Annotated in this window: 23 protein-coding genes and 1 riboswitch; of the genes, 13 read left to right on the forward strand and 10 right to left on the reverse strand. The window is 71.9% G+C overall.

Going from position 1 to position 25,290, the window contains the following annotated elements; genetic code table 11:
* Positions 1-209: 209 nt before the first annotated feature.
* Entirely contained in the window at positions 210-1,091 is an 882-nt protein-coding gene (locus O7631_RS23020) for a DUF2726 domain-containing protein (protein WP_278146125.1), read from the reverse strand.
* Between the two features lie 426 nt (positions 1,092-1,517).
* Between O7631_RS23020 and O7631_RS23025 the strand changes: the two genes are divergently transcribed.
* Positions 1,518-2,618: an Asp23/Gls24 family envelope stress response protein gene (locus O7631_RS23025; RefSeq protein WP_278146126.1), complete on the forward strand. Its 1,101-nt coding sequence runs from the start codon at positions 1,518-1,520 to the stop codon at positions 2,616-2,618.
* Entirely contained in the window at positions 2,615-3,178 is a 564-nt protein-coding gene (locus O7631_RS23030; RefSeq protein WP_278146127.1) for a hypothetical protein, read from the forward strand. Before O7631_RS23025 ends, O7631_RS23030 begins: the two co-directional genes overlap by 4 nt.
* Positions 3,179-3,223: 45 nt before the next feature.
* Here O7631_RS23030 and O7631_RS23035 read toward each other — a convergent pair whose 3' ends face one another.
* The gene (locus O7631_RS23035) at positions 3,224-4,156 is read right to left on the reverse strand and encodes a TerC family protein (RefSeq protein ID WP_278146128.1); all 933 of its coding nucleotides are present in this window, start codon (positions 4,154-4,156) and stop codon (positions 3,224-3,226) included.
* A 250-nt stretch (positions 4,157-4,406) separates the two neighbouring features.
* Between O7631_RS23035 and O7631_RS23040 the strand changes: the two genes are divergently transcribed.
* Both O7631_RS23040 and O7631_RS23045 read left to right on the forward strand, forming a co-directional pair.
* Entirely contained in the window at positions 4,407-4,955 is a 549-nt protein-coding gene (locus tag O7631_RS23040; RefSeq protein ID WP_278146129.1) for a hypothetical protein, read from the forward strand.
* Between the two features lie 228 nt (positions 4,956-5,183).
* Entirely contained in the window at positions 5,184-5,576 is a 393-nt protein-coding gene (locus O7631_RS23045) for an FKBP-type peptidyl-prolyl cis-trans isomerase (RefSeq protein WP_278146130.1), read from the forward strand.
* Between the two features lie 44 nt (positions 5,577-5,620).
* Here O7631_RS23045 and O7631_RS23050 read toward each other — a convergent pair whose 3' ends face one another.
* The gene (locus O7631_RS23050; protein ID WP_278146131.1) at positions 5,621-6,007 is read right to left on the reverse strand and encodes an STAS domain-containing protein; all 387 of its coding nucleotides are present in this window, start codon (positions 6,005-6,007) and stop codon (positions 5,621-5,623) included.
* 250 nt (positions 6,008-6,257) lie between these two features.
* Between O7631_RS23050 and O7631_RS23055 the strand changes: the two genes are divergently transcribed.
* On the forward strand, positions 6,258-7,274 hold the full coding sequence (locus tag O7631_RS23055; RefSeq protein WP_278146132.1) for an SMP-30/gluconolactonase/LRE family protein: 1,017 nt from the start codon (positions 6,258-6,260) through the stop codon (positions 7,272-7,274).
* Between the two features lie 79 nt (positions 7,275-7,353).
* On the opposite strand, the gene O7631_RS23060 is transcribed toward O7631_RS23055, so the two are convergent.
* Complete coding sequence (locus O7631_RS23060) at positions 7,354-8,622, reverse strand: Ig-like domain-containing protein (protein ID WP_278146133.1); 1,269 nt, start codon at positions 8,620-8,622, stop codon at positions 7,354-7,356.
* A gap of 723 nt (positions 8,623-9,345) precedes the next feature.
* Here O7631_RS23060 and O7631_RS23065 point away from each other — a divergent pair.
* A complete protein-coding gene (locus O7631_RS23065; protein ID WP_278146134.1) occupies positions 9,346-10,302 on the forward strand; it encodes a sugar phosphate isomerase/epimerase in 957 nt (318 codons plus the stop codon).
* A 23-nt stretch (positions 10,303-10,325) separates the two neighbouring features.
* A complete protein-coding gene (locus O7631_RS23070) occupies positions 10,326-12,425 on the forward strand; it encodes a PQQ-dependent sugar dehydrogenase (protein ID WP_278146135.1) in 2,100 nt (699 codons plus the stop codon).
* A 93-nt stretch (positions 12,426-12,518) separates the two neighbouring features.
* Here the strand turns inward: O7631_RS23070 and O7631_RS23075 are convergent, their stop codons facing one another.
* From O7631_RS23075 to pdhA, 4 genes are all read right to left on the reverse strand, one after another.
* Positions 12,519-14,198, reverse strand: coding sequence for a right-handed parallel beta-helix repeat-containing protein (locus O7631_RS23075; protein WP_278146136.1), 1,680 nt, complete (start codon positions 14,196-14,198; stop codon positions 12,519-12,521).
* Positions 14,199-14,328: 130 nt separating this feature from the next.
* Entirely contained in the window at positions 14,329-15,723 is a 1,395-nt protein-coding gene (locus tag O7631_RS23080; RefSeq protein WP_278148002.1) for a dihydrolipoamide acetyltransferase family protein, read from the reverse strand.
* Positions 15,708-16,712: an alpha-ketoacid dehydrogenase subunit beta gene (locus O7631_RS23085; protein WP_208745163.1), complete on the reverse strand. Its 1,005-nt coding sequence runs from the start codon at positions 16,710-16,712 to the stop codon at positions 15,708-15,710. Before O7631_RS23085 ends, O7631_RS23080 begins: the two co-directional genes overlap by 16 nt.
* Complete coding sequence (gene pdhA / locus O7631_RS23090) at positions 16,709-17,908, reverse strand: pyruvate dehydrogenase (acetyl-transferring) E1 component subunit alpha (RefSeq protein ID WP_278148003.1); 1,200 nt, start codon at positions 17,906-17,908, stop codon at positions 16,709-16,711. The genes O7631_RS23085 and pdhA overlap by 4 nt, the downstream gene beginning before the upstream one ends.
* A 145-nt stretch (positions 17,909-18,053) precedes the next feature.
* Here pdhA and O7631_RS23095 point away from each other — a divergent pair, with 145 nt between their 5' ends.
* Positions 18,054-18,488: an Lrp/AsnC family transcriptional regulator gene (locus O7631_RS23095; RefSeq protein WP_278148004.1), complete on the forward strand. Its 435-nt coding sequence runs from the start codon at positions 18,054-18,056 to the stop codon at positions 18,486-18,488.
* 6 nt (positions 18,489-18,494) lie between these two features.
* On the opposite strand, the gene O7631_RS23100 is transcribed toward O7631_RS23095, so the two are convergent.
* Positions 18,495-19,466 (reverse strand): DNA primase small subunit domain-containing protein, encoded by a 972-nt coding sequence (locus tag O7631_RS23100; protein WP_269679002.1) that lies wholly within the window; start codon positions 19,464-19,466, stop codon positions 18,495-18,497.
* 129 nt (positions 19,467-19,595) lie between these two features.
* On the opposite strand from O7631_RS23100, the gene O7631_RS23105 reads away from it, so the two are divergent.
* The 5 genes from O7631_RS23105 (at position 19,596) to O7631_RS23125 (ending at position 24,797) form a co-directional block, all read left to right on the forward strand.
* A complete protein-coding gene (locus tag O7631_RS23105) occupies positions 19,596-20,867 on the forward strand; it encodes an N-acetyltransferase (RefSeq protein WP_278146137.1) in 1,272 nt (423 codons plus the stop codon).
* Between the two features lie 108 nt (positions 20,868-20,975).
* The gene (locus O7631_RS23110) at positions 20,976-21,707 is read left to right on the forward strand and encodes a histidine phosphatase family protein (protein ID WP_278146138.1); all 732 of its coding nucleotides are present in this window, start codon (positions 20,976-20,978) and stop codon (positions 21,705-21,707) included.
* Positions 21,691-22,560: an NAD(P)H-hydrate dehydratase gene (locus O7631_RS23115; protein WP_269679006.1), complete on the forward strand. Its 870-nt coding sequence runs from the start codon at positions 21,691-21,693 to the stop codon at positions 22,558-22,560. The genes O7631_RS23110 and O7631_RS23115 overlap by 17 nt, the downstream gene beginning before the upstream one ends.
* Positions 22,561-22,640: 80 nt before the next feature.
* Positions 22,641-23,141 (forward strand): hemerythrin domain-containing protein, encoded by a 501-nt coding sequence (locus tag O7631_RS23120; RefSeq protein ID WP_332367447.1) that lies wholly within the window; start codon positions 22,641-22,643, stop codon positions 23,139-23,141.
* Between the two features lie 110 nt (positions 23,142-23,251).
* Positions 23,252-23,341, forward strand: a riboswitch (ZMP/ZTP riboswitch).
* A 19-nt stretch (positions 23,342-23,360) separates the two neighbouring features.
* Positions 23,361-24,797 carry a glycine hydroxymethyltransferase gene (locus O7631_RS23125; RefSeq protein WP_269679008.1) on the forward strand — a complete coding sequence of 479 codons (1,437 nt, stop codon included), beginning with the start codon at positions 23,361-23,363 and terminating at the stop codon, positions 24,795-24,797.
* Positions 24,798-24,962: 165 nt separating this feature from the next.
* On the opposite strand, the gene O7631_RS23130 is transcribed toward O7631_RS23125, so the two are convergent.
* Complete coding sequence (locus O7631_RS23130; RefSeq protein ID WP_110566555.1) at positions 24,963-25,223, reverse strand: hypothetical protein; 261 nt, start codon at positions 25,221-25,223, stop codon at positions 24,963-24,965.
* Between the last annotated feature and the right edge of the window lie 67 nt (positions 25,224-25,290).

The raw sequence follows: 25,290 nt of genomic DNA on the forward strand, positions 1-25,290 counted from the left end.
CGTGACCTACCCGGTAATGCGTCGATGGCCGACGATGCCCTTTCCACACCGTCCCCCGGGTCCCGACGACGCGAGTGGGGAGATCCTGTTCATTCGCGCAGGAGTACGGGGCGGCGACCGAGAAGGTTCAACCAGTTCACAGGAAATTGCCGCGACCCGACACGGAGGCGGGGCGGAGCGGTGAATCAGCAGGTGGAACGGGTGTGGCGTCAGTCGGCGCAGAGGTGGTCGAAGGCGAACCCGCCGACCAGTTCGTCGCGACGTCGACCCAGCGCGACGATCTGCGCGGTCAACTCGGCGCGCGGCACCAGCTCGGCGACCGCGTCTTCCCGCAGTCGCTCCCCGACGGCGACAGTGGCGAGATCCTCCGCCAGCCGGGCCGGGTCGATCCCGCAGGAGAAGCGGTGTTCGGTTACCGAGACCCGCTCGACGAGGCACGCGTCGGGGCGGACCTGCACCCAACTCCACCCCTGCGCGGGCCCGTCCGCCCAGCGGACGTGCAGCCCTCGCACGATCGGGTCGGCCACCCGCCCGGCCACGTAGGCCTCCACCACCGCCGCGCGGGTCAGCGCACCGAGGTCGTTGACCGCTCCGGTACGACCGTCCGGCAACCGGCCGAGGATGTCCCGGAAACCCGTCGGGACCGGTTCGTCGTCGGAGGCGGCCACCACGGCGCTGCCCGCGGCGTAGGCGCGCGCGTCGATCACGTACTCCACGAGGCGGCGCCCGTGCTCGGCCGCCCGCAACGTCGGAGAACCGATTCGCAGCACGGGCAGGCCGACGGCCTCGCTCACCGCGTCCTTCAGTCGCTCGGCACGCTGCTCCGCCGAGCCGGGGGCCGCGACCGGGCCGATCTCCACGGCGACGACCGCACGGCCGGTGTCGGCCGAGCGGACCACGAAGTCGAAGCTGGCGCGGCTGGCCGAACTCCACTGGCTGCCGGTGACACCGGGCGGCCGGCCCTGGACCAGGTCACTGAGCCTGCGGTTCGTCTGGATCCGCTGGCCGGCGCGACTGAGCGGCGTGTCGCGTCCGCTCTCGGCGGATACCGTCCGCAGCCAGCCGCGGTCGTCGCTGCCGATGCTCGTCATCTGCCTGATCCATCCGCCGGTCGGTCGAGCCGGGCCGAGTCTAGGCGGTCGATCATGGCGTACGCCTCGGTGGCACGCCCGGTTCGGGCTCGCCGCCCGCCCGCTACTCGGCGATACTGATCACCGGCCCTCGAAACGCGCACGAAGGCTCCGGGGGGCGAAGCGTGCCTCACCACGCGGGTCTCCGCACCCACGCCCGCGCCCGCCGCCCGGCGGGCAAGGTCAACACGAGGTCGGCGAAGTGGCGCGATCACCTGGGCGGGATACCGCCACTTCGGGGACCTGGTGTGGATCACGCCCCTGGGCAGGGCAGGACAGGGCGGGGCAGGCAGCCTGTGACCGAGGTCACAGGCAAGCCGCGTTCCCGGGGACTCGGTTGGGTGTATCCAGCGGGGTCGCCGGTAGCGGACCGGCCGGGAGGTCAGCATGTCGCGACAGCAGCTCGGTACCCGCACCGGCAGCGGTCGGGGCGCCCGCCCACGCCGGGACGACCCGCGCGCCCGTCGACCTCGACTCGCCGGTGATCCGACCATCCGCCGACGCCCGCGCACCGATCGAGCGGGACGCCACCATCGACTTCCACCGCGCCCCGTGGCCGGCCGTCCGTCCGCTCCGACGGTCGGCACCGCACCGAACGCCGGCACCACCAACGGGAACCCGGGCACCGGCACCCGGGTCGCCCCGAACCGGCGCGCCGTCGAGACGGCGGACGTCGCCCGGATCGCTGCCCACGCGGCCCGTCAGGTGCCCGGCGTCACCGGCGCCCACCCGGCCACCGTCCGGCTGGCCGACACCTGCGTGGGGCTCGACCTGCACCTGGTCACCACGTACGGGTACAGCGTGCCCGCCGTCACCGAGGCGGTCCGGACCGCCGTCGCCGACCGGGTGGCCGCCGGAACCGGCCTCACCGTGGCCGCCGTGACCATCACGGTGGACGACCTGATCGTCCCCGGGGCGCACCACGCCGAGCCACGACCACCGGCTCGGCGCCCCGAGGCCGGCATGCGCATCGTCAACCGGGCCGCCTCGTCGCTGCTGGCCGTCGCGCTGCTGGTCGGCGGGGTGCTACTGGCCGTACAGGCGCTACTCGTCACACTGGGTCGCCCGGCACCACTGCTCGCCGGCACCGGCTGGTACGACGCATTGACCAGCACCCGGTGGCACGACCCGGACGTCCGCACCGGCGCCGGCGCGGCCATCCTGTCGGGTCTGGTCATCCTGGTCGCCCAACTGCGCCGCTGGACACCGTCCCGGCTGCGCGTCGACGAGCGGGACGGCTGGCACCTGCGCAGACGGTGCGTGGAACGCCGGCTGACCGACGCGGCCGGGACCGTGCCCGGCGTGCGCCGGGCACGGGTGCGCGTGCGGCGACGCGGTGACCAGTGGCATCCCAGCGTCCACGCCACCGGCGACCCCGCGGCGCACGCGGAGGTCGAGTTCGCCGTGCGCCAGGAGCTGCGGCGGCTCGCCGCGCCCCGCACCGGCCGGATCGAGATCCGGCTGCTGCCGCGCCGGAGGCCGGCATGACCGACGCCGCACACCGCCTGCTGTGGACGATCGTCGCGCTGGTGCTGGTGGCGTTCGGAGCGGCAGCGATGTGGATCAGCGTCAGCGCCCCGCCCGCCGACGACGCGGACGCGGCGCTGCTCGGCGCCGGCCTGCTCGACGCCTGGCGACTGGCCGCGCCGTGGAGCACCCTGGCCGCGGCCGCCACCGGAGTTGTCGCCGCCCTCGCCGGGCAGCGCCTGCTGGCGGGTGAGCTGCGCCGACCCCGCCAGGCACTACGCGGCGTGCTGAGCCACCACGGCCACCGCCCCGGTCGTACCCGCCTGACCACCGACGTGCTGGTCGGCGCGCTGGAGCGGGACCTGACGACCGGCGACCGCGGGGTGCGCCGCGCACGGGTGGTGCTCACCGGCGCGCCGCAGCGGCCCGACGTGTGGATACGGCTGGATCTGGCGGGCGACGCGAGGGCCGACGGCGTACGCGCGCACGTCGACGCCGCGGTCCGCCGGTTCGCGACGACCGCCGGCTGCGCACCCGCGCATCTCGACGTGACCGCCCGTATCGAGCCCGGCCCACCCTGACCCGCGTCTGGCCGACCAGCTGTGCTGGCCGGTTGAACCGACACGTCAGCCGGCCGGGGCACGCCGCGCGGCCAGAAGGCTGGCGCCGATGGAGATCGCCAGGGTCAGCACCACCACCGCGAGGGTCATCCAGACCGGTAGTTTGCCCACCGGCGTCTCGGCGAGGATGAGTTTCAGCCCGGCGAAGGCCAGCAGGAACGCGAGTCCGTACCGCAGGTAACCGAAGTGTCGGAGCAGGCCGGCGAGGCAGAAGTAGAGGCTGCGCAGCCCCAGCACGGCGAACGCGGTGGCTGTCCAGACCAGGAAGGTGTTGGTGGTGATGGCGAGGATCGCCGCCACCGAGTCGATGGCGAACACCACGTCGGTGGCCTCGATGGCGACGAGCGCCACCAGCAGCAGTGTCGCCATCCGCCGGCCGGCCACCCGGGCCGTGAACCGGTCGCCGTGGTAGCGCGCGTCGGTGTGCACCAGCTTCCGGAACAGCCGGACCACGACGTTGCGTTCCGGGTCGACGTCCGGTTTTCCGCGTACGGCGAGCCGCCAGCCGGTCCAGATCAGGAACGCGCCGAGCACGAACCCGGCCCAGGTGAGCCGGTTCAGCAGCTGGGCACCGGCGAGGATGAACAGCAGACGGAAGACGAGCGCCCCCACGACTCCCCAGAACAGCACCTTGTGCTGGTAGCCGGCTGGCACCTGGAAGTAGCCGAAGAGCAGGGCGAAGACGAACACGTTGTCCACCGAGAGCGCCTTCTCCAGCAGGTATCCGGAGAAGTAGGCGATGGCCGGGTCGCCGCCGAGCCCCCACCAGACGACCAGCCCGAACAGCAGGCCCGCGCCGATCCAGACGGCGCTCCACAGCAGCGCCTCGCGTAGCTCGATGACGTGGTTGTCCCGGTGCAGGAGAACGTCCACGGCGAGCATCACGGCGATCACCGCGCCGACCGCCGCCCAGGCCCACGGCGGGACCGGGACTGTCACCTCCGCCACCGAAGCCCTCCCGCATCGGCCACGGTGCGCCCGTCACCCCGCCCGCCGGCCGGCCGTTCCCGAGCCTAGGCGAACGACCGACCCGACGTCGGCGGTCCCGCGAACTCGGCCGGACGGACCGGAGGGGTCCAACGTCCCATGCCGACGCGGTCTGTCGGCCCTGCCGCCGAGGGCGCCGTGAGCGTCCACTGGAGATGCCACCGGGAAGTGCGGTGCGAGACTGAGAAGGGACGTGGAGACCATGACCGCGACGACCGACCGGGTCACCGTCGAGAACACCGCTCCGGCGCACGGCACCACTGGAGGGCGGGCCGTCCGGTACATCCTCGCCGGCCTCCGACTGGCGCTCGGCTGGATCTTCCTCTGGGCGTTCGTCGACAAGATGTTCGGCCTCGGGATGGCCACCGAGTCGAAGAACGCCTGGATCAACGGGGGCAGCCCCACCAAGGGCTTCCTCACCTTCGGGGTGACGGGCCCGTTCACGGACGTGTACACCGGGATCGCGGGTGCCGCCTGGGCGGACTGGCTGTTCATGGTCGGCCTGGCCGGGATCGGTGTCGCCCTGCTGCTCGGCATCGGCGTGCGGGTCGCCGCCGTGACCGGTGGGCTGCTGCTGGTCCTGATGTGGACCGCCGTCCTGCCTCCGGAGAACAACCCCTTCATGGACGACCACCTGATCTACGCCGCGGTGCTGGCGGTCCTCGCGCTGGTCGACGCCGGCGACACCTGGGGCCTCGGCCGGGTGTGGGCGAAGCTGCCCGTCGTCCAGCGGCTGCCCTGGCTGCGCTGACCACTCGACGACATGCCGAGCGGGCGTCACCACCTCCGGTGACGCCCGCCGGTCCGTTCCCGGACGCCACCGCCCCGGCCTCTCGCGCCGCACTCGTCGCGATGGCTGTCGACGGCGGCGCGGGTGTGGGTTCGAGCAGGTGGCGGGTCCGCCGCACATCGGTGAGGTGCTATCCGGCAGGATCGACGGTGACCGGACACATCACCCGCAACGGCAGGAGATCCCCGCATGAACCAGGCAGCAGGCGCCCGATCCGGCAAGCCCGAGGTGGGTCCGATCGAGGGTGCACCGCCCGCCGACCTCGTGATCGAGGACATCACCGTGGGCGACGGCCCGCAGGCGGAGGCGGGCCAGCTGGTCAGCGTGCACTACGTCGGCGTGTCGCACTCCACCGGCGGCGAGTTCGACTCGTCCTGGAACCGGGGCCAGACGTTCGAGTTCCCGCTCGGCGGCGGTCAGGTCATCGCCGGCTGGGACCAGGGCGTCGTCGGCATGCGCGTCGGCGGCCGTCGCCGTCTGACCATCCCGCCACACCTCGGGTACGGCGACCGGGGCGCGGCCGGTGTCATCAAGCCCGGCGAGACGCTGATCTTCGTCGTGGATCTGCTCGGCGTGCGCTGACCGATTCTCGGGGTCGCCGGCTCATGCTGGCGACCCCTCGCCGGTCAGGCGGCCAACTGCAGGTGTGCGGTCGTGCCTCCGGTGAGACGCGCGGCGTCGATCACCTTGGCCGGCTCCAGGATCGGCATCACGCGGTGCAGACCGCTGGCACGGAGCACCCGCGCCACCACCGGGCTCGGGTCGACGAGGACCAGCTCGCCACCGCAGGCCCGGACGCGCAGATGCGCGGCGAGCAGCGTGCGAACGCCAGCGGCGGAGAGCAGCCGCAGATCGGACAACTCCAGCTGAAGCACCCGGCGAGCAGGCGCGGACCACAACGCGGACCGGAACGCCGCCACAGTGGCGATGTCGATCTCGCCCGCCACGCGCATGACGACCACCTGGTCACCCACGCTGACCTGCACGTCGAGCCGGTCGCTGTCCTCTTCCATGCCAAGAAATCTAGCCGGCACCTCCGACAGTTTCGCCCCTCGGCGGAGTGATTCCGGGTACGCCCAGGGTCATACCCGGAGGTGGCACTCCTCCCCCTAAGGGTGGAGGTTCGGGGCCCTCCCCGGACGTGACCACCCCCAGGTCGGCCGGCTGGGCCGCCGGCCCCGCCGCCACGTCGGCCCTCGTGGTCGGCACGCCGGGCAGGCGACGGTCGACGGCGGCCGGCACCGAGGGGTGGAGAATAGGTCGATGCTGGTCCCCCGGCCACGGCCGCCTCGGCTGATCCGCCCCGTCCGTGAGCCCGCGACCGTTCCTCCGGCGCTGACCGGAGCATGGGCGCCCACCGACCGTCGGCTCGACCACGTCGATCTGCTGCCCCTCCCCGAGGGGGCAGTCGGCCCGGAGGACGTGGTGGTCGACGGCGCCGGTCGGGTGATCAGCGGCGACGAGGAGGGGCGGCTCTGGTGGTGGCCGGTCGACGCGCCGGCCGGCACCCGACCACGGCTGCTCGCCGAGACCGGTGGCCGACCGCTCGGCATCGAGGTGGACCCGTCCGATGCGGCGCTGGTCGTCTGCGACGCGTACCGCGGGTTGCTGCGGGTCACCCCCGACGGCGCGGTGCACGAACTGACCGGCACCGCGCCCCCGGTGCACCTGGCCAACAACGCGACGGTGGCCCGCGACGGCACGATCTACTTCACCGACTCCTCCGACCGATTCCCGGTCTCACACTGGAAGCGCGACCTGCTGGAGCATCGCCCCAACGGCCGGGTGCTGGCCCACCACCCGAACAGCGGCCGCACCGAGGTGGTGGCCGACGGGCTGTACTTCCCCAACGGGATCGCGCTGACCCCGGACGAGTCGGCAGTGATGCTCGTGGAGACCAGCGCCCACCGCCTGCTCCGCGTCGAACTGGGCGGCGGTGTGCGGGTTCTGGCCGACCTGCCCGCGTACCCGGACAACCTCGCGGCCGTGGGCGACGGGACGTACTGGATAGCGCTGCCCAGCCCACGGGTGCCGATCGCCGAGCGGCTGCTGCCGCATCCGCGGCTACGCCAACTCGCCGCGTTGCTCCCCGACGCGATGCAGCCGCAACCCCGCCGCTACGGGCTGGTCGCGCTCGTCGACGGCGAGGGCACGGTCCGCCGGACGCTGCACGGCCCCAACGGGCACTACCGGATGATCACCGGGGTACGCCAGCACGGCGACCACCTCTGGCTGGGCAGCCTGACCGGGCCGGGGGTGGCCCGCGTACCCCTGCGGTGAACGCCGGGGTCGCCGGAGCACGCGCGCGGCGACGGGCCGGTTCGCCGCAGCGGACCGGCCCGTGTGACCGCCGTGTCGCTCAGCGACCGCTGACCGAGGGCGCCGGGGCGGGCGACCCGCCGGCCACCGCGCCCGGGTGGGCCGGAGCGACCGGGGCGGGCTTGAGCCCGGGTGGCACCGGCAGCGCGCTACCTCGCACGAACTCGTCCCAGCTCACGTTCCACGCGGTCCAGCCGTTGCCCGGCTGCAGTTCCACTTCGGTGCCCTTCACTGTCACCAGGTCCCCGACCTGCGTCACCCCCATCAACCAGTCGGCAGCGGTGGCGGAGACGTTGGCACATCCGTGTGAGACGTTCGTGTTGCCCTGGTCCCCCTCCGACCACGGGGCGGAGTGGATGAACTCACCACCCCAGGTGTAGCGCTGGGCGTCGTCGACGTCGACCACGTAGCCGCCGTTGGGCTCACCCCGGGTGTCGAAGGTGGTCCGTTCGTGCTTCTCCATGATCACCATCTTGCCGCTCGAACTCGGCGTGCTCGGCTTGCCCAGACTGACCGGGATCCGGCGGATCTGTTTGCCGTCCCGCAGGACCGTCATCTGCTTCGTGGCGTTGTCGATCTCCAGCGAGACCTGCCGTCCGATCGTGGACGTCGCGGTGCGCTCGGCGTCACCGACCCGGTCCTTGCCGATCGGCAGACCCTCCAGGCCGGCCCGGACGCTGATCGTCGTACCCGGCTTCCAGAAATCGGGGGCCCGGTAATAGACCTGAGTCCCGTCCTCGAGCCATGACCAGGTGCCCGGCTGCGGAGGATTCGTCTTCACGAACAACCGTCGCTGAACATCCGCTCTGGCCTCTTTCGGAATTCCCGGGTCGAACGCGACGGTAACCGGCATCGCCGTGCCGTACGTCCGTTTGCCGACGAAATAGAGGGTGCTGGTGATCTGCGGTTTGGTCGATTTGGCCATCGTGGTGAAGGTGGTGGTGCGGGTCGTGGTGGCGCCGGAGTCACCGGCAGCTGTCACCTCGGCGGTGTAGGTCCGTTTCGGCTGCAACGGAGCGCTCGGCACCCAGCCAGACCCGTCCTCCCGCGGCTCGGCGGCGATCTGCTTGCCCTTGTCGTCGGTCAGACGTACGCCGGTGACCCGGCCCCCCTTGACCACGGTGCCCACCTCGGCGCTGACCGGCACGTCGCGGGCCTTGTCCCCCGGCGTGACGGCGAGCTCCGGCGGGGCGGCGTGCTTCTTGGCCGAACCGGTCGCGGACCCCCGGTCGGCGGTGCACCCACCCAGGACGAGTGGTGCGGCTGCGATGGTTACCGCCAACAGCGTCAATCGCCGCCTACACGTCATGTTCAGTCCCCCCGTATTCGACTTCCCTATGCCGACATTCTCGCTTCCCGGGCATGGGCGATTGCGGCATTCAGAAATAATTGTCGGCGCTTTTGTCGACACAATTTCCAATTATGTTCCGCTTGGTGGAATAGAAGCTCGGCCGGCATCTCTCGTGCCGTTTGCTCTGCTTCAGCGCGGCCAGCGCCGGCTGTCCGGATGACGCCCTTCCGGGGCGGGTGGGCCGTGGCGCGCCGAAGGGGGCGTACGGCCCGACGCGAGGTCGAGCGGCCTCATCATGATCGACTCCGTTTCGGTGACCTCGCGGCATCAGACCCGAACCGACACCCCCACATCGGCGACGTCGTGTGGATCATGCATGAGCCTGGGGTGCTGCCCGCTCCAGAGGGCGCGGAAGGAGGAGGTCATCCCTGCCGGCGCACCTCGACAGCGCGCTTTTGTCATTTGGAGCGAAACTTCTGCCAAACGCGACGAAGCTTTGCCTTCGTCCGGAGGCAAGGGTAGGGTCTCGATCTAGATAGAGGGTTGCCCATTAGTCGATCAGTCTGCCGCCACCCCTGCCGGGTCGCCGCGTTCCGCTCCTGACAGGACCGGGCCGCACCCGAGCGCCGTCCGTCACCGTCCAGCCGGAGCCCGCCTCCGGCCGGTTCGGCGCGCCCGGGCGACGGCAGCCAGGTCGACCGCCGCCGACGGCATGCCAGCCGTCAGGAAGGGACCACCACCATGGATCGACAGATCAACCGACCGGAGCCGACACCGGCGTCGGAGTCGGTCAGCCGGCGTGGAGTGCTGCGCGCCGCGACCGTCTCCGCCGCTGCCGTCGGGGCCGCCGGTCTGCTCGCCGGGCCCGCCAGCGCCGCACCCGCCGCAGAGGCGCAGGGCCGGCGTCGGGTGCCGGTGGACCGGATCAGCATCCAGCTCTACACGCTGCGCGACCAGCTCGCCGCCGACCTGCCCGGCACCCTGGACGCGCTGCGTCGGATCGGCTACCGGCGGGTGGAGCACGCCGGTTTCGTCGGACGCACCGCCGCCCAGTTCCGGGCCGCGCTCGACGAGGCGGGGCTGCGCTCCACCTCCGGGCACGTCGGGATTCCGCAGCCGTTCGACGCCGCGACCTGGGAACAGGCCCTCGCCGACGCCAAGGTCGTGGGCTGCAAGAAGATCGTCCACCCGTACTTCGGTCGGGACGCTGCCGGCCAGCCGATCCGGGACCCCGCCGTCTACCGGGCCCTCGCCCGGGACCTGAACAAGGCCGGGCGGCTCGCCGAACGCGCGGGGCTCGAGTTCGGCTACCACAACCACCAGCTCGAGTTCGTGCCCCTGACCGGCGGCTCGACCGGGTTCGACATCCTCGCGACGCAGACCGACCCACGGCTGGTCCACTTCGAACTGGACCTCTACTGGACCTGGCGCGGCGCGCACGACCCGGTCGACGTGATCAAGGCCAACCGTGGCCGGATCCGCCAGGTGCACGTCAAGGACCTCGACGTCGAGGGCGGTTTCGCCGACCTCGGCGACGGCCTGATCGACTTCGGCCGGATCTTCGCCCACGAGCGGGAGGCCGGCATCGAGGAGTACATCGTGGAACGTGACGACGCGGGTACGCCGCCGCGCTCCCCCGCCGACGCCCTGGACACCGCCCGCGTCGGCTTCGACTATCTCGCTTCACTTCGGTACTGACACCACCCCGGGGGACACACCTGATGAACAGGACCGCATTCGCGTCCGCCCTGCTGCTGGTGACGGCCGGTCTGGTCGTACCACCGTCGGCAGCGGCCGCAGCGCCGGCCGCGCCGCCGGACAGCAGCTTCCAGAAAGTGACACTGAACGACTTCCCGGGCGAGCCGATCAGCCTCGCCGTCCTGCCCGACCTGCGGGTGCTGCACACCTCGCGCACCGGCGAGGTCCGCATCCACGACCCGCGCACCGGGCTGAACACCCTCGCCGCCGACATCCCGGTGTACGAGCACGACGAGGAGGGCCTGCAGGGGGTCGCGATCGACCCGAACTTCGCCCAGAACAAGTGGGTGTACCTCTACTACTCGCCGCCGATGAACACCCCGGTGGACGACCCGGCGACCCCGGGCGTCAACGAGGGCGACGCGCCGGAGACCGGCACCGAGGCGGACTGGCAGCGGTTCAAGGGCGCGCTGCGGCTGTCCCGGTTCAAGCTGGAGGGGATGAAGCTCAACCTCGCCAGCGAGCAGCAGATCATCGACGTGCCGACCGACCGGGGCATCTGCTGCCACGTCGGCGGGCAGATCGACTTCGACAGCAAGGGCAACCTGTACCTGTCGACCGGTGACGACACCAACCCGTTCGCCTCCGACGGCTACATCCCGATCGACGAGCGGGCCGACCGCAACCCGGCGTACGACGCGCAGCGCACCTCGGCCAACACCAACGATCTGCGCGGCAAGCTGCTGCGCATCAAGCCGAAGGCCGCCGGCGGGTACACGGTGCCGGCCGGCAACCTGTTCAAGCCCGGCGCCGCACAGACCCGCCCGGAGATCTACGCGATGGGGCTGCGCAACGCGTTCCGGTTCGCCGTCGACAGGCGCACCGACAACGTCTACCTGGCCGACTACTCACCGGACGCGTCCTCCCCGAACCCGGAGCGCGGCCCGGCCGGGCACGGCCGGTGGATGCTCATCGACAAGCCGGCGAACTACGGCTGGCCGTACTGCGTGACGCCGACGATCGCCTACCGCGACTACGACTTCGCCACCGGCGAGTCGGGTGCCACGTTCAACTGCAAGCGCCCGGTCAACGACTCTCCGCACAACACCGGCAAGCGCGTGCTGCCGCCGGTCGAGCAGCCGGAGGTCTGGTACCCGTCCGCGGCGTCCGGTGAGTTCCCGCAGTTGGGCACCGGTGGTATCGGCCCGATGGGCGGCCCGGCGTACGACTACGACGGGACCAGCACGTCGCGTACCCGCTGGCCGGCCTACTACGACGGGGTGCCGCTGTTCTACGAGTGGACCCGGGACTACATCAAGGAGTTCCGCCTCGACACCAACGGGAACGTCGCGGACATCCGCTCGGTGGTCCCCTCCATCGTGGTGGACAATCCGATGGACATGGAGTTCGGCCCGGACGGTTCGCTCTACGTGCTGGAGTACGGTGACGGCTACTTCGCCGAGAACCCGGACGCCCAGCTGTCCCGGATCGACTTCGTCCGCGGCAACCGGACGCCGATCCCGAAGATCAGCGCCGACAAGACCGTCGGGCAGGCCCCGCTGACCGTGAAGTTCTCCAGCGCCGGCACCACCGACCCGGACGGTGACAAGCTCAGCTACGCGTGGGACTTCAACGCGGACGGTTCGGTGGACAGCACCGATCCGAACCCGACCTGGACGTTCCAGGAGAACGGTTCGTACACGCCGACGGTGAAGGTGACCGACCGCACCGGCCGGTCCGCCTCGGCGACGCTGCCGCTGGTGATCGGGCCGACGGCGCCGGTCATCGAGTTCGTCGCCCCGGTCGCCGGGCAGCCCTTCCAGTTCGGGCAGACCGTCGCGTACGAGGTGAAGGTCACCGACGACCTGCCGGTGGACTGCTCCCGGGTGACGGTCACCTACGTGCTCGGGCATGACGAGCACGGTCACCCGTTGTCCACCTCGACGGGTTGCTCCGGCAGCATTCCGACCTTCGTGGACGGTGGGCACGCCGGCGCGGACAACCTGACCGCGGTGTTCGTCGCCGAGTACACCGACGCGCCGACCGAGCCGGGCGTCCCGCCGCAGTCCGCTTCGGCCACTGTCGTGCTGGACCCGGACCCGGTGGCTGGCCTGGCCGGCTGATCGGTAGACGATGACAGCGGCGGCGGCCGGAACACTCCGGCCGCCGCCGCATCCGTCCCTCCGGCCGCCTCCGCCAGTGCGGAGATCGGCCGCTCAGCTCCAGTCGCTGTCGACGTGGTTGTCCCGCCAGCGTCCGCCCACCGGTGGGGTGTCCAACCGCATCCCCCCGTCGACGTTGCCGGCGAGGTCGTTGTCCTCGACCCGGCAGTCCACACAACTGCCGCGCTCGGTGATCCACAGCCCGTGGGTCTGGGTCTGGTTGTCGTGGTTGTCCCAGATTCGGTTGCCACGGATGGTCGCCGAGTCGAATGGGGCGTCGATCGTGACACCCGCACGTCGTTCCGGCGCGGGGGCCAACTCGTACGCGCAACCGGGCGGTGGCACGTCCCCGCTCCACGCGCTGAACGCGTCCGGACGGACCGGGGCGAGCATGAGTTCGTCGCCGCTGTTGGCGGCGACCATGGCGACGGACCGCCCGACCCGCAGGACCTTGCCCCGGTGGCCGTCGTGCGGCCAGTCGGCCGACCGGTCCACGAGCGTCCGCTCGTCGTAGCGCACGGCGTCACCGGCACCGCCGGCGCCCTGCGCGTACTGCCGGCCGTTGTTGCGGATCCGGTTGTTGAGCAGCACCGCGTCGCTCATCTGGTGGTCGATGCGGATCGCGTCCAACCCGTTGCCCCAGAACTCGTTGCTCTCGATCACCACGTCCCGGATCGTGCCCTGGTAACCGCGCCCCAGGTCGTGCGCGTGGTAGCCGTGCTGACCGTTGCCGCTGATCCGGTTGCCCCGCACGGTGTACGGGCCGGGGCTGTTGCCGATGCTGACGCCGTCGCGCAGGTTCGCGTCGATGACGCAGTCGGTGAGCAGTCCACCCCGTCCGGCGATGCCCGCGGTGCCCTGCGCCGACACGTCGAAGCCGGTCTCCAGGTTGCCGGTCATCGTGCAGGCGGAGACGATCAGACCGTCGGCGCCCCAGTCGGAGATGCCGAACCGGTTGCCCTGACTGTGGCAGCCGACGATGCGGTAGCCACGTGGCGGTTCCCAGTAGTCCTTCTGCAACTCCAGGAAGATGCCGTTGGTGCCGTTGGCCAGGGCGGTGCAGTTGGCGATGGTCAGGCGTTCCATCGTGCCCCACCCGCCGATGCCGATCCCGATGCCGGCGCCGCCGATCTGCTCGCCGTTGTCCAGGCGGCCGCAGCCCACCACCACCACACCGTCGATGAGCGTGTCCTGGAGGAAGTCGCAGCCCAACCCGGTGGCGGCGGTGTGGTGGATGTAGAGGTTGCGGAACACGCCGCGCACCACGTACTGCAGGCCGAGGCCCTTGGCCAGGTAGTTGTACTCGGCCATCGCCACGCCCGAGCCGTCGATCTGGAAGTCGGCGAAGGTGCAGTCGGCGATGTGCCGGTCCCGATCGGCGCCGTGCTGCACGGTGGTCCAGAACGCCAACGGGGTCGGGTCGGCGCGGTTGCCCTCGTTGCTGAGCATGAACCGGGTCGCCGCGGGTCCGGCCCCGATCAGCGACACGCCGCTGCGCCACACCGTGCCGGCGTCCCGGATCGAGTAGATGCCCGGCGGGCAGTAGATGACCCGGGCCCGTCCGTCCGAGGCGTAGCCGGCGCCGAGGCGGTCCACGAGGGCGGCCAACGCCGGCTGGTCGTTCGTCGAGCCGTCGCCGGTCAGCCCGTACTCCAGCGCGTTGCAGTAGAGCGGCGCGCCGGCCGCGGCGGGCCGACGCACCCGGACCGAGTTCAGGATCAGCTCGTTCGCCACGGGCCCGTTCCCTTCGACGCGTTCGGTGCGCTCCGGCGGGGCCGACTTCCCGGTCACGGGGCCGGGAAACCCCGGGCACGCGTCGGCCCCGGCGCCGCGAGGGCAGCGCCGGGGCCGACGGGGTACGCCGTCAGACGGCGGCGATCAGCATCGCCGGTCGTTCCACGCAGTCGGCCACGTGCCGCAGGAAGCCACCGGCTACCCCTCCGTCGCAGACCCGGTGGTCGAAGGTGAGGCTGAGCTGGGTCACCTTGCGGACGGCGAGCTGCCCGTCGACCACCCACGGCTTGTCCACGATCCGCCCGACCCCGAGCAGGGCCGCCTCGGGGTGGTTGATGATCGGCGTGGAGCCGTCGACGCCGAACACCCCGTAGTTGTTCAGCGTGAACGTCCCGCCGGTCAGCCGGGCCGGCGGGAGGTTACCGGCCCGCGCGGCGGCGGTGGTCGCCGCCAGCTCGGCGGCCAGCTCGGCGGTGGTGAGGCGTTGGGCGTCGCGCAGCACCGGCACCAACAGACCCCGGTCGGTCTGCGCGGCGATGCCGAGGTGCACCCCGGCGGACTGGACGATCCGCTGCGCCTCCGTGTCGACGCGGGCGTTGAGCTGCGGGAACCGGCGCAGTCCGCTGAGGCAGATCCGGGCCAGCAGGGCCAGGATGCTCACCGGCGCGTCGGGGGCCGCCGCGTTGATCGCCGCACGGGTCTCCAGGAGGCTCGTGGCGTCCACGTCGACCCAGATGGTCACCTCCGGGATCTCCCGCCGGCTGCGGGAGAGCTTGTCGGCGATCGCCTTCCGCACGCCGGTGAGGGGGACGATCACGTCGCCGTCCCCGGCCGGCGCGAGGGCGACGTGCGGGTCCGGGACGGCGGCGAGCCGGGCGGCGGGCGCGGTCAGGGCCGCCTCCACGTCGGCGCGGCGGATCACGCCGCCGGGACCGGTGCCCCGCACCGTACCCAGGTCGACGCCGTGCTCACGGGCCAGCCGCCGGACGATCGGCGAGATGACCAGGGCGGCCGGCGAGCGCGGATCGGCGGGCGCGGCGCCCACCGCGGCGGACACGGCGACGTCGGCGCGAGCAGTGTCCGGGCGAGCAGCGTCCGCCGGCCCGACGTCGGTCGGTTCCGGGGCGAGGACCAGCCGAGGCCGACGTCGACGCCGGGTGGCGCCGCCGTGGCCTGTCCCGTACCCGATCAGGACGTTGCCGGAGCCGGCCCGTTCCTCCTCGCGGTAGGTGGCGTGCCCGGCCGACTCGTCGCCACCGTCCAGCGGCGCGATGGTGATCAACGGCTGGCCGACGGGGCGTACCTCACCGGCCGCGCCGTGCAGGGTGACGACCCGGCCGGCGTACGGGCAGGGCACGTCCACGACGGCCTTGGCGGTCTCCACCTCGACCACGCTCTGGTCGACGGTGACCACGTCGCCCACGGCGACCCGCCACTCGACGATCTCGGCCTCGCTCAGCCCTTCGCCCAGGTCGGGCAGGAGGAAGACCTGGGTCCGTTCGACGGTGGTCATGCCGCCGCCCAGCGCGCGTCGGGCTGGTCGTCCCACTGCAGGCGGGCCACCGCGTCGAGGACCCGGTCCACACCGGGGAGGTGGGTGTGCTCCAGCATCGGCGCCGGGTACGGGATGTCCAGCCCGGCCACCCGCAGCACCGGGGCGTGCAACGCGTGGAAGCACCGCTCCTGCACCCGGGCGGCGATCTCCGCGCCGACACCCGCGAAGCCGGGGGCCTCCTGGATCACCACGCACCGGCCGGTACGGCGGACCGAGGCGGTGATGGTGGCGTCGTCGAACGGCACGATGGTGCGGACGTCGACGACCTCCAGGTCCCAGCCCTCCTCGCGGGCGGCCTCGGCGGCCTCCAGCGCGACCGGCACCGCCGGCCCGTACGCGACCAGTGTGGCGTCGCGTCCGGGGCGACGCACGACGGCCTTCCCGAACGGCTCGGCGCGCGCGGGCAGCTCCGCGTCGGCGCTGGCGAAGTAGAGCTTCTTGGGCTCCATGAAGACCACCGGGTCGGGGTCGTCGATCGCCTCGCGCAGCAGGGAGTACGCGTCCTCGACGGTCGCCGGGGTGACCACCTTCAGTCCGGGGGTGTGCGCGTAGTACGCCTCGGACGAGTCGCAGTGGTGTTCGACCCCGCCGATGCCGCCGGCGTACGGCACCCGGATGACGATCGGCACGCTCAACGCGCCCCGGGTGCGGTTGCGCAGCTTCGCGACGTGCGAGGCGATCTGCTCGAACGCCGGGTACGCGAACGCGTCGAACTGCATCTCGACCACCGGCCGCAGGCCGGACATGGCCAGGCCGACGGCGAAACCGACGATGCCGGCCTCGGCGAGGGGGGTGTCGAAGCAGCGGTTCTCGCCGAAGCGGGCCTGGAGGCCGTCGGTGATCCGGAAGACGCCGCCGAGTTGACCGACGTCCTCACCGAAGACGACGACCCGGTCGTCGGCGGCGAGGGCGTCGGCGAGCGCGGTGTTGAGCGCCTTCGCCATGGTGGTGGCCATCAGGCGTTCCCCTCCTCGTCGCGGGCGGCGGCCAGTTCGGCACGGACCTGCTCGCGCTGTTCGACGAGTTGCGGGGTGGGCTGGGCGTACACATGGTCGAAGAGGCTCAGCGGGTCGACGGTGGGCTGCTCGTTCATCCGCGCCCGCAGGTCCGCCGCGTACGCCTCGGCCTGCTCGGCGACCTCGGCGACGGCCGCGTCGTCGAGGACGCCGCGGGCGCGCAGGTAGGTCTCCAGGCGGGCGACCGGGTCCCGGTCGCGCCAGGCGTCGACCTCGGCGCCGTCGCGGTAGCGGCTGGCGTCGTCGGCGTTGGTGTGGGGTTCCATCCGGTAGGTGTGCGCCTCGACCAGGAACGGCCCGTTGCCGGCGCGGGCGTGCGCGACCGCGCGGGTGAGCACGGCGAGCACCGCCACCGGGTCGTTGCCGTCGACCTGCTCGCTCGGTACGCCGTAGCCGACGCCCTTGTAGGCCAGCGACGGCGCGGCGGTCTGCCGGGACAGCGGGACGCTGATCGCGTACCTGTTGTTCTGCACGAAGTAGACCACCGGCGCCTTGAACACGGCGGCGAAGTTGATCCCCTCGTGGAAGTCGCCCTCGCTGGTCGCTCCGTCACCGATGAAGGCCAGCGCCACGGTGTCGCGCCCCTGGTACGCCTCGCCGTGCGCCAGCCCGGCGGCGTGCACGCACTGGGTGGCGAGCGGGGTGCACTGCGGCGCGGTGCGTACCTCGGCCGGGTCGTACCCGCAGTGCCAGTCACCGCGCAGGAGGGTGAGCACCTCGACCGGGTCGATGCCCCGGGCAACCAGAGCCATCGACTCGCGGTAGGTGGGGAAGACCCAGTCGGTGTCGCGGACCGCGAGGACCGCGCCGACCTGGCACGCCTCCTGACCCCGCGAGGACGGGTAGACGGCCAGGCGGCCCTGCTTGGTCAGGGCGGTGGCCTGGGTGTCGAAGCGGCGGCCGAGCACCATCCGGCGGTACAGCTCGCGCAGCACCTCGACGGGCGGCTCCGGGTAGTCGGTGCGGGCGGGCAGCGGCGTGCCCGTCGGGTCGAGTAGGCGGACCGGCTCGGTGTTCGGCAGCAGCGGACGCGCCGGGTCGGGCGGGGTGGCCGCCCGACGGGTGCGCGGGGATGCCCTGCGGACCGCCTGGGGAGTGGTCGTCACGGCGGAACCTCCTGGGACGTGTGGTGAGCCTATGCTTCCGCTTGTCGGATGATTGACTCAAGATCCACGCGGAAGGCGGGACGATTGGCATGTTAGGAGGCCGACAGTGAGCCAGGAGCCCGCCGACGAAGCGGGTCGGGCGGCGGGATCGGGACGATCGGCCCGAGCGCTGGACGAGGTGGACCGGCGGATCCTCGACGAGCTGGTCCGGGACGGCCGCACGTCGGTGCGCACCCTCGCCGAACGGATCCACATCTCCCGCACCAACGCGTACGCGCGGGTGGAGCGGCTCCTGCGCGACGGGGTGATCACCGGGTTCCGGGCCCAGGTGGCGCCCGAGGCGGCCGGGCTGGGCACCTCGGCGTACATCGCGTTGACGATCGAGCAGAACACCTGGCGGGAGGTGTCGGCGGAGCTGGCCCGGGTGCGCTACATCGAGCACGCCGCGCTGCTCGGCGGCGACCACGACGTCCTCGCTCTGGTCCGCGCGCCGGACAACGCCGCGCTGCGGGACGTGGTGCTGGGCCGGGTGCAGAGCATCCCGGGGGTGCTGTCCACCCGCACCTGGCTGGTGTTCGAGGAGTTCGACGGGGCGGACAGCCCGTGGGCCTGACCCGGCTCACCGAACGGGTGGTGCCTCCAGCCCTTCCCGGTCGGCCAGCTCCAACAGCGGCTCCAGCGAGTGCCGGTCACCGTCCAGACCGGCGTGCGGGTCGCCGCGCTCGGCGAAGCGCGCCGGCACCGACAGCACGTCGAAGTCCTCCGGTCGGGCGTCGTCCAGCTCCGCCCACTCCAGCGGCGCCGACACCAGCGCCCGGGGCGTCGGGCGGATGGAGTACGCCGAGGCCATCGTGTGGTCCCGGGACATCTGGTTGTAGTCCACGAAGACCGGCCGGTCCCGCTGGTCGCGCCACCAGGTGGTGGTGACCAGCTCCGGCAACCGGCGCTGCATCTCCCGGCCCAACGCGAGCACCGCGCGGCGGCACTCGCCGAAACCCCACCGCGGCTCGATCGACAGGTAGATGTGCAGGCCCCGCCCGCCGGTGGTCTTCGGATAGCCGGTCATCCCCAGCTCGGCGAGGAAGGCGCGGACCTCCCGGGCCACCGGCACCACCTGCTCGAAGCCGACGCCGGGCAACGGGTCGAGGTCGATGCGGAGCTGGTCGGGGCGTTCCACGTCGGTGGCGCTGACCGGCCACGGGTGGAAACGCAGTGTGCCCAGGTTGGCGGCCCAGATCACCACGGCCAACTCGCTCGGCGCGATCTCGTCGGCGGTGCGGCCACTGGGGAAGGTGATGTGTGCGGTCCGCACCCACTCGGGCGCGCCCGCCGGCAACCGTTTCTGGTAGAACGCGTCACCCCGGTTGGTCTGCCGGGTGGCGATCGTCGCTCCCTCGAAGACACCGCGCGGCCAGCGCTCCAACATCGTGGGCCGGTCCCGCAGCGCGCGCAGGATGCCGTCGCCGACCGCCAGGAAGTAGCGGACCACGTCCAGCTTGGTCAGCCCTCGCTCCGGGAAGTAGGGCTTGTCGGGGCTGGAGACGCGGACCAGCCGCTCCCCCACCCGGATCTCCTCCGCCGCCGTGGCCACGCCCTGAGGGTACGACGCGCGAGCGTGACGTACGGCCACCGAGCGGACACTGGCGCGGCGCCGACCGCTCCCGCCAGGCACCGACCGGCGTCGATCACACCTCTTGACCGGGTCGGGCAGGATGGCGTCGTGCGCCAGCAGAAGACCAGATCGGGCGGGGCACCCACCGTCCGGATCGACGACGCGTCGACCGAGGACGTCCCCGCGCTGCTCGCCCTCGACGCGCTCTGTTTCCCGCCCGGCGACCCGGCGCACGAGCCAGCGGCGCCGAGTGAGATCGAGAACGGCGTCGCCGCCGGGCACGTCCGGGTGGTCCGCGCCGGCACGGAGATCGTCGGCTTCCTCCAGTACGAGTTGCCGAGCGCCCATCACCTCTACCTGAGTGGGCTCGGGGTGCACCCGGATCAACGGCGCACCGGTGTGGGTGCGGCACTGCTCGACGACTTCGTGGCGCGGGCACGGACGGTCGCGGCCCAGCCCCAGGTGAGCATCTCCACGGTGACCAGCCCGGAGAACCTGGCCATGCTCGGGTTGCTGCTGTCCCGCGGGTTTGTCGTCCGCACCATCGTGCCGGACTACTTCGGCCCGGGACGCGACCGCTACTACTGCCAGCACAAGGCGCGGGTGGAGTACGTCGACGCCGACGAGCGCTATCTGATCCCGGTTGCCGCATCGGCGCAGATCGCCACCCTGCTGGCCGGCGAGGAGAACGTCATCACGGGACTGGTGAACCTGCCCGCCGGGCCGGCCCTGGAGCTGTCCCGGTTCGAGAAGGACGACTTCGCGGCCCTGCAGTCCGACGAAAGCGCCGCCGGGGTCGCCTTCTCCAGCGGCATCCTGGCCTCGATCGCGTTCGTCCTCGGCCTGTCGTTCACCTCACCGGCCTATCCCGATGGGGTGCGGGTGCTGCTGATGTGCGCGGCCCTGGCCACCACCGCGTCGCTGATCATCTATGCCAACACCTCCGGTGAGCTCGCCCGGCTGCGAACCAACAGCTTCAGCCGGTACACCAAGTGGGGCAACGTGCTCTCGGAGTTCGGCGGTGTCTTCCCGTTCCTCATCGCCCTACCGGTCACCTTCGCGAAGATCACCTCCTCGGTGGGCGTGGCCCTGACGGCCGCCACGCTCTTCGGCGCGGCCCTGCTCGTCTACGACCGGTCGACCTTCGCCATCTCGGCACGCTTTCGACAAACCATCAGCACGACCGCCCTGTCCCTCGTCGTCGCGGCCGCGCCGGTGCTCGGCGTCCTCGCGGTACGCCACTCCGCTCCGACGTACTCCTGGGCCTGGACGGGAGCGCTCCTCCTCGCCCTGGGCGCCCAGTCCTTCACGTACCTCTTCCGCCGGCGCGACGAGTCGACCTCCCGGGTGGGGCTACGTCCCTGGCAGAGCCGCCGCTAGCCGGCGGGCGGCGGGCGGCGGGCGGCGGGCGGCGGGCGGCGGGCGGCGGGCGGCGGGCGGCGGGCGGCGGGCCGATTACCGCACGCTGGTGCCGGGTAGGGGTGCCGCATGGCGGAACTGGCAACCCTCTGGATCGTCCGGCACGGCGAGAGCACCGCGAACGTCGCGGCGACGCGGGCCGAGGCGACGGGCGCGGAGCTGATCGACCTCACCCATCGCGACGCCGACGTGCCCCTCTCCGCGACCGGCCAGGAGCAGGCCCGGGCGACCGGCCGTTGGCTGGCTGCACTGCCGGAGGCGAAGCGGCCGGACGTGGCGGTGGTGTCGCCGTACCTGCGCGCGGTGCAGACCTCGCGGCTGGCGCTGGCCGGCACCGACGTACCCGTGCACCGCGACGAGCGGCTGCGCGACCGGGAGTTGGGCATCCTCGACGGGCTGACCGGGCACGGCGTACGACGGCGGTACCCGGACGAGGCCGACCGTCGGGAGCGGTTGGGCAAGTTCTACTACCGGCCGCCGGGCGGGGAGTCCTGGACGGACGTGGCGTTGCGGCTGCGGACCCTCCTGGGCGACCTGCGGCGTGACCACGAGGGTTGCCGGGTGCTGCTCTTCGGCCACGACGCGCTGGTCTTCCTGCTTCGTTATCTGGTGGAGGGGCTGACCGAGGACGAGCTGATGGCGCTCACCCGGCAGGACGTGATCGCCAACTGTTCGATCACCGAGTGGTCGGCGGACGCCGAGGGGCGACTGGCGCTCACCGCCTTCAACGACGTCGCGCACCTGCGTCAGCAGGGCGCCCAGCCCACCAGGGAGGACGAGATCCATGCCGAGCCGGTCTGAGGTGAAGGTGATCACACCGGCGTTGCTGCGGGACTGGGCGCTGCCGGTGCCGGCCGGGGGCAAGGAGAGCCGCGGCACCGTCCTGGTCGTCGGTGGCTCCCGCTTCACCCCCGGCGCGGTGCTCCTCGCCGGGGTGGCGGCGCTGCGCGCCGGCGCCGGGGTGCTCCAGCTCGCCGCCGCCGAGTCCACCGCCGCCACGCTGAGCATCCAGGTGCCCGAGGCGCTGGTGGTCGGGTTGCCGGAGACCGACGACGGCGCGGTCGCCGCCGACCGCGACGGCCAACTCGGCGAGCTGGTCGCCGGGGCCGACGTGGTGGCCCTCGGCCCCGGGCTGAAGGCGATCGACGAGACCAACCGCCTGCTGCGGCTGGTCCTGGACGCGGCCCGCCCGGACACGTCGCTGGTGCTCGACGCGTACGCCCTGGGCGCCCTCAGCCACGCGCCGGACCTGCTGGTCGGCTCGGGCCGGCCGGTGGTGCTCACGCCCAACGTCACCGAGGCGGGGCACCTGCTCGGGCGGGATCCGGGCGAGGACCTGGACGCCGAGGCGGCCGAGTTGGCCGTGCGCTACGAGGCGGTCGTGTCGTTGTACGGGCACGTGGCCGCCCCGGACGGGCGGGGTTGGCGGGAGGAGAGCGCGGACGCCGGGCTGGGCACCTCCGGCAGCGGGGACGTGCTCGCCGGGTTGTTGGCCGGGCTGCTGTCCCGGGGAGCGGATCCGGCGCAGGCCGCCTGCTGGGGCTCGTTCGCGCACGCGGTGAGCGGGCAACGGCTCATCCCCCGGTACGGCCGGATCGGTTTCCTCGCCCGAGAACTGCTCGACGAGATCCCCGGCACCCTGTCCATGGTCTGATCAGCCGATATCGGCTGTTTCCGTATTTGACCTGCTGGGTACCGGAATCACACCAGCCGAGATTCAGGGAGGTCATGCCCGTGTCGACCGATGCGATCGTCCTGCTCAAAGAGGACCACAAGGAAATGCGCCGACTGTTCAAGGCCTTCCAGGATGCCGAGGAGGGGCCGGCGAGCAAGCGGCAGAAGCTGGTGAACCAGATCCTCGAGGCCCTCACCGTGCACACCTACCTCGAGAACGAGGTGATGTACCCGGAGGTCCGCAGGCTGCTGCCCGACCTGGAGGACGACATCCTCGAGTCGTACGAGGAGCACCACGTCGCCGACGTGCTCTGTGCCGAGCTGGCCAGCATGGACGCCTCCGACGAGCGCTTCAACGCCAAGACCACGGTCCTCATCGAGAACGTCACCCACCACGTCGAGGAGGAAGAGGAGGAGTGGTTCCCGAAGGTCCGCGACGCGCTGGGGCGTAAGCAGCTCCAGGAGATCGGCGAGAAGATGATCGCGCTGCGGGCGGACGCCCCGCGTACCCCCACCGAGCCGAAGGCGATCAAGAAGGCGATGGACGCGATGACCGCGTGAGCCGGTCGCGTAAACACCGAGGGCCCGGCGGCGCGCCGGGCCCTCGTCGTACCTCGGGGGGTGTCGTCCGGAGGTCGCCCGGGACGGCCCCGGCCGGCCCGGTAGGATCTCAACCGGGCCGTTACTGGCGCGTGGGGATGGAGAACCATCGGGGAGCGGCCCCGTCACGAGGACGTTTGCCGAGCGCCTGGGCCTTCCCGCACGTCTGTTGGAGGTCGCATGTCGCGCAACGCCGAGTCCACCGCATTCCGTAGTGCCCTTGAGGTGATCCGGGCGGTCGAGCCCCGGGTGGCCGACGCCATCGGCGCCGAACTGACCGACCAGCGGGAGTCGCTGAAGCTCATCGCCAGCGAGAACTACGCCTCCCCGGCGACCCTGCTGGCCATGGGCAACTGGTTCAGCGACAAGTACGCCGAGGGCACCGTCGGCCGTCGCTTCTACGCCGGCTGCCAGAACGTCGACACCGTCGAGGCGCTCGCCGCCGAACACGCGCGCGAGCTGTTCGGCGCGGCGCACGCGTACGTGCAGCCGCACTCGGGCATCGACGCCAACCTGGTCGCGTTCTGGGCGGTGCTGGCCGACCGGGTGGAGTCCCCCGCGTTGAAGAAGGCTCAGGTCCGGCAGGTCAACGACCTCACCGAGGCCGACTGGTTCGCGCTGCGCCGCGAGCTGGGCAACCAGCGGATGCTCGGCATGTCGCTGGACGCTGGCGGTCACCTGACGCACGGCTTCCGGCCGAACATCTCCGGCAAGATGTTCGACCAGCGCAGCTACGGCACCGACCCGGAGACCGGGCTGATCGACTACGACCGGGTGGCCGAGGCGGCCCGTGAGTTCAAGCCGCTGATCCTGGTCGGCGGTTACTCGGCGTACCCCCGGAAGGTGAACTTCCGGATCCTGCGGGAGATCGCCGACTCGGTCGGCGCGACCTTCATGGTCGACATGGCGCACTTCGCCGGCCTGGTGGCGGGCAAGGTGTTCACCGGCGACTTCGACCCGGTGCCGCACGCGCACATCGTCACGACCACCACGCACAAGTCGCTGCGCGGCCCGCGCGGCGGCATGGTGCTCTGCCAGCCGGAGCTGGCCGACCAGGTGGACCGGGGCTGCCCGATGGTGCTCGGCGGTCCGCTGCCGCACGTGATGGCCGCCAAGGCGGTCGCGCTCGCGGAGGCCCGTCGCCCCGAGTTCGCCGACTACGCCCAGCGGATCGTGGACAACTCGCAAGCCCTCGCCGAAGGGCTGTTGCGTCGGGGCGCGAAGCTCGTCACCGGTGGCACCGACAACCACCTCGTGCTGATCGACGTGTCCGGCTACGGGCTCACCGGTCGGCAGGCCGAGCAGGCGCTCCTGGACTCGGGCATCGTCACCAACCGCAACTCGGTCCCGCAGGACCCGAACGGGGCGTGGTACACGTCCGGCATCCGGATCGGCACCCCGGCGCTGACCACCCGGGGCCTCGGCACCGCCGAGATGGACCAGACCGCGGAGCTGATCCACACCGTACTCACGCAGACCACCGCCGGCGCCAACGCCGACGGCACCCCGTCGAAGGCGAAGTACACCCTCGACCCGGCCCTGGCCGACAAGATCGCCCGCCAGGCCACCGACCTGCTGGCCCCCCACCCGCTCTACCCCAACGTCGACCTGTCCTGACCAGCCCTCCCGCCCCGGCCGTGCCCCAGCCCGGCCCGGCCCGGCCGGATCGCGTCGATCATGGAGTTGTGGTGCCCGAATCAGGGCGGATTGCGCCCTTCGTCCACCACCACAACTCCATGATCGACCCGGACAGGGGACGGGGCGGGGGCGGGGTGGGGCGGTTTAGGCCAGGGGGCGCTTCAGGTGGTAGCGGTGGACTTCGGTGCTGCCCTGGACGTTGTTGACGTCCTCGGCGGCGGAGACCAACTCCCACCCCTCCCGGCCGGCACGGTTGAGGTGCGCGATGGCGGTGTCCCCGAAGGCGGTGATGTCCTTACGGGACCCGTCCGGCGCGTACCAGACGAACGAGACATGGAAATTGCGGCCCTGTCCCTGATAGCGGCGGACGAGCAGGGCGTACTCCCAGGCAACCATGCGGCCTATTATGACCGTCCACCCAGGACGGGGAAACGCGGGTCGTCGCGCATTGCCATCCGATGAACGCGGTGTG

Source organism: Micromonospora sp. WMMD967, from assembly GCF_029626165.1.
In the GTDB taxonomy this organism is placed as follows: Bacteria; Actinomycetota; Actinomycetes; order Mycobacteriales; family Micromonosporaceae; genus Micromonospora; species Micromonospora taraxaci.

Bases quoted from the DNA above. Each gene is read 5' to 3' on its own strand.
- O7631_RS23020 (WP_278146125.1), bottom strand. From the start codon at position 1,091: ATGACGAGCATCGGCAGCGACGACCGCGGCTGGCTGCGGACGGTATCC.
- O7631_RS23025 (WP_278146126.1), top strand. From the start codon at position 1,518: ATGTCGCGACAGCAGCTCGGTACCCGCACCGGCAGCGGTCGGGGCGCC.
- O7631_RS23030 (WP_278146127.1), top strand. From the start codon at position 2,615: ATGACCGACGCCGCACACCGCCTGCTGTGGACGATCGTCGCGCTGGTG.
- O7631_RS23040 (WP_278146129.1), top strand. From the start codon at position 4,407: ATGACCGCGACGACCGACCGGGTCACCGTCGAGAACACCGCTCCGGCG.
- O7631_RS23045 (WP_278146130.1), top strand. From the start codon at position 5,184: ATGAACCAGGCAGCAGGCGCCCGATCCGGCAAGCCCGAGGTGGGTCCG.
- O7631_RS23050 (WP_278146131.1), bottom strand. From the start codon at position 6,007: ATGGAAGAGGACAGCGACCGGCTCGACGTGCAGGTCAGCGTGGGTGAC.
- O7631_RS23055 (WP_278146132.1), top strand. From the start codon at position 6,258: ATGCTGGTCCCCCGGCCACGGCCGCCTCGGCTGATCCGCCCCGTCCGT.
- O7631_RS23060 (WP_278146133.1), bottom strand. From the start codon at position 8,622: ATGACGTGTAGGCGGCGATTGACGCTGTTGGCGGTAACCATCGCAGCC.
- O7631_RS23065 (WP_278146134.1), top strand. From the start codon at position 9,346: ATGGATCGACAGATCAACCGACCGGAGCCGACACCGGCGTCGGAGTCG.
- O7631_RS23070 (WP_278146135.1), top strand. From the start codon at position 10,326: ATGAACAGGACCGCATTCGCGTCCGCCCTGCTGCTGGTGACGGCCGGT.
- O7631_RS23110 (WP_278146138.1), top strand. From the start codon at position 20,976: ATGGCGGAACTGGCAACCCTCTGGATCGTCCGGCACGGCGAGAGCACC.
- O7631_RS23115 (WP_269679006.1), top strand. From the start codon at position 21,691: ATGCCGAGCCGGTCTGAGGTGAAGGTGATCACACCGGCGTTGCTGCGG.
- O7631_RS23125 (WP_269679008.1), top strand. From the start codon at position 23,361: ATGTCGCGCAACGCCGAGTCCACCGCATTCCGTAGTGCCCTTGAGGTG.